This window comes from Acinetobacter sp. UBA3025 (assembly GCF_002367915.1).
In the GTDB taxonomy this organism is placed as follows: domain Bacteria; phylum Pseudomonadota; class Gammaproteobacteria; order Pseudomonadales; family Moraxellaceae; genus Acinetobacter.
Genome location: NZ_DFDO01000298.1, coordinates 1 through 3109 on the forward strand (window position 1 = coordinate 1; position 3109 = coordinate 3109).

A 3109-nucleotide genomic window follows, 5' to 3' on the forward strand; every position below is an offset into this window, starting at 1 on the left:
CCCGTTGCTGTTCTCCACCGGACAGCACTTTGGGTGTTTGCTGAGCCTGACGGTCTAATCCGACTTTTTGTAGCAATGCCAGCGCCTTCTGTTCGGCATGGCTATATTTAAAATCTGATTGTAAACGTAAAGGCAGCATGACATTTTCAAGTGCCGTAAGATGAGGCAAAAGCTGGAAAGACTGAAATACAAAGCCAATATTTTTTAGCCGGACTAAAGCACGCTGCTCTTCATTCAAGCTCGATACAAGCTGCCCACAGACCGTTAACTGCCCCGAACTGGCCTGATCCAAAGTGGCCAAAATGCCCAGTAAAGTCGACTTTCCTGAACCGGAACGTCCGGTAATGGCGACCTGTTCTCCAGTCAAAATTTCCAGCGAAAGATCTTCAAAAATAGTCAGTTGTTTTTGTGAAAGTTGTATCTTTTGTGTCAATTTCTGGGCAGAAATAATCGCTTGTGGCATGATGGTCGAATCGTTGCTGCTTTGAATCATACGTGTCCTATATGAAAGATCTAAATCAGAAAAATCGTGTATTGCCTTGCCTGGTATTCTTTGGACTGTGCCTGATTCCTTTTAGTCTGTCGGCAAAGACCATTATGATTGTGGGTGACAGTATAAGTGCTGGTTATGGCATGCAACCACAGCAAGGTTGGGTACATTTATTACAAAAGCGTTTGGACCAACACTATCCGAAACAGCATAAAGTGGTCAATGCAAGTGTGAGCGGTGAAACCACCAGTGGTGCCTTGGCAAGGCTGCCGAAACTGCTACAGACGCACCGTCCAGATATTGTGGTGATTGAGCTTGGCGGGAATGATGGCCTGCGTGGGCAGCCACCCCAAATGATTCAAAAAAATTTAGCAGCTCTGGTACAACAAAGTCAGAAAGCCAAGGCGAATGTGGTTGTTTTTGGAATGAAAATGCCACCAAATTATGGCCAGGCATATAGTAAGGCTTTTGAAAATAACTATAAGGTGGTCAGTCAGCAGTATAAGGTCAAACTACTACCCTTCTTTATGCAAGGCGTCGCTGGCAATAAAAGTCTGATGCAACAGGATCAGATTCATCCCAACACCAAAGCCCAGACTATTTTATTAAATAATGCTTATCCTTATATTAAAGGCGCCCTCTAAGGCGCCTTTAACTGAATCAAATCTTAAAATTTTCTTAGAAGTCAAAGAAAGTTACTTCACCGGTTTCAAGTGAATATTCTGCACCAATCACCTGTAACTTACCTTTAGCAATCAGGCTTTCCAGAACTGCAGAACCATGACGTAATTGATTTACTGAAGCAAATACATTGGAACGGACTGCATGTTTAGACAGTTTATTCAGGTCATCTTTCAGTTCAGTCTGCATTAGAATTTCAACTGATGGACGTACACGGTTCACGATTGACATCAGATTTGCAGATGGCGGCGTTGCTGGATTGGTTAATGCTTCAATTGTTGAATGAATAGCGCCACAATGTGTATGACCCAAGACAATTACAATCGGACAGCCAAAACTTTCTGCTGCGAATTCGACACTGCCGACTTGAGACGGTGCAACAATATTACCTGCTACCCGAATGACAAACAGATCACCTAGCCCCTGGTCAAAGACCATCTCTGCGGGTACACGTGAATCTGAACATCCTAAAACAATAGCAAATGGTTCCTGACTTTCTGCCATCTCAGCACGTTGCTGATGCGATAATAATTTTAAATGCTGCGTTTCACCATTGACAAAGCGCTGGTTACCCTTTTTAAGACGATCTATAGCTTCCTGAGCTGTGAGCATTCTTTTTTACCATCGATGTTTTTAGTGGGAATATCTTACTGCTAGATTTTTTGAATGTCACTTGCAAAAAAAATTAGCTGTAAAATTTTTAGCGCTTTGATGATTTCTTGTTCTGATAATTTTTCTGTGAAGTTCATCACGTTTTTTGGGCAGTTTTTCTGCTCAAGCTAATAATTAACAGATGTACAATATTAAGGAATGCTTTAAAATAAGTGAAAGATTACGATTTGATTCATCTATAAATTGCAAATCGATAACACGGAAGTATTTTGAGCGTTTTTGCTCAGTTTTTTCAGGGGACAGTGCTAATGAAGAAAATAATAAAATTGCGCTCAAAAATTATCTATTCCACTTTAGTCGCTCTGGGTCTTAGCCTATCTAGCCTGAGCCATAGCCAATATCTGTTTACGCCGCCGAAAGCCAAGTCTGCCGAAGTTTTACAGCTGTATCTGAGCCAGCAACGCATCCAGGCGGGTCTACAATCCAAAACCTTAAAAATCGGTGATGTGACCTGGAGTTATAGCGAAGGCGGGGCAAAAAACAAACCCTCGATTATCCTGATTCATGGACTGGCAGGTACACGCGACAACTGGAATCGTGTCGCCCAGTTTTTGACACCTTATTATCATGTCATCATTCCGGATTTGCCGAGCAATGGCGATACCCGGGTTCCAGCAGATTTTGATTTGTCTGTACCCAATGTCACTTCGCAATTACGTACTTTTGTCGAAACCTTGAAGATTGAAAAAAATCTGCATGTCGCTGGCCATTCTCTAGGCGGTTCAATTGCGACAGTTTATGCATCCCAATACCCTTTCGATACCCAAAGCCTGTTTCTAGTAAATAGTGCCGGCATCTATAAAATGGGCAATACGCCTTATACCAAAGACCCACATGCACTCAAAGATCTGATTGTCAGTAAACCGGGCGATCTGGAAGATGTCTCCAAACAGCTGATGCAGAATCCACCAGCATTGCCTTATCAGCTTAGACATGCACAGGAAAAACTGTTGATTGCCCGTTCGGAACAAACCAGCAAATCGATTGATCAGGTGGTGATGCTTAACCGACTGTATACGCCTGATACCTTTGCCCGGATGACCCGTACAGTAGAAGCCCCGACTTTAATTTTATGGGGAAAACAGGATCGAATTATTAATGTCGAAGTGGTAAAAGAGCTCTATTCACTGCTGAAACGTGCTGAAACTCCGGTGATTTTAAATAATGTCGGTCATATGCCGATTCTGGAAGCAGAAAAACAGGTCGCCCAACATTATTTGCCTTTCCTGGCCAAGACACAGACCCTAAAAAATCCACTAGCTGATA

4 protein-coding genes are annotated in these 3109 nt (G+C 42.6%); 2 read left to right on the plus strand and 2 right to left on the minus strand.

Features of this window, described 5'->3' with window-relative positions; translation table 11 throughout:
• A partial coding sequence (locus tag B4J23_RS12600) for an ABC transporter ATP-binding protein (protein ID WP_291361052.1) occupies positions 1-493 on the minus strand: 493 nt, incomplete at its 3' end.
• Between the two features lie 11 nt (positions 494-504).
• On the opposite strand from B4J23_RS12600, the gene B4J23_RS12605 reads away from it, so the two are divergent.
• Positions 505-1134, plus strand: a complete 630-nt coding sequence (locus tag B4J23_RS12605) for an arylesterase (protein ID WP_179992124.1) — start codon at positions 505-507, stop codon at positions 1132-1134.
• Positions 1135-1168: 34 nt separating this feature from the next.
• Here B4J23_RS12605 and B4J23_RS12610 read toward each other — a convergent pair whose 3' ends face one another.
• The gene (locus B4J23_RS12610) at positions 1169-1783 is read right to left on the minus strand and encodes a carbonic anhydrase (RefSeq protein ID WP_004783034.1); all 615 of its coding nucleotides are present in this window, start codon (positions 1781-1783) and stop codon (positions 1169-1171) included.
• Between the two features lie 308 nt (positions 1784-2091).
• Between B4J23_RS12610 and B4J23_RS12615 the strand changes: the two genes are divergently transcribed.
• Positions 2092-3109 (plus strand): alpha/beta fold hydrolase (locus B4J23_RS12615; protein ID WP_291361056.1); only part of this gene is annotated, 1018 nt, incomplete at its 3' end.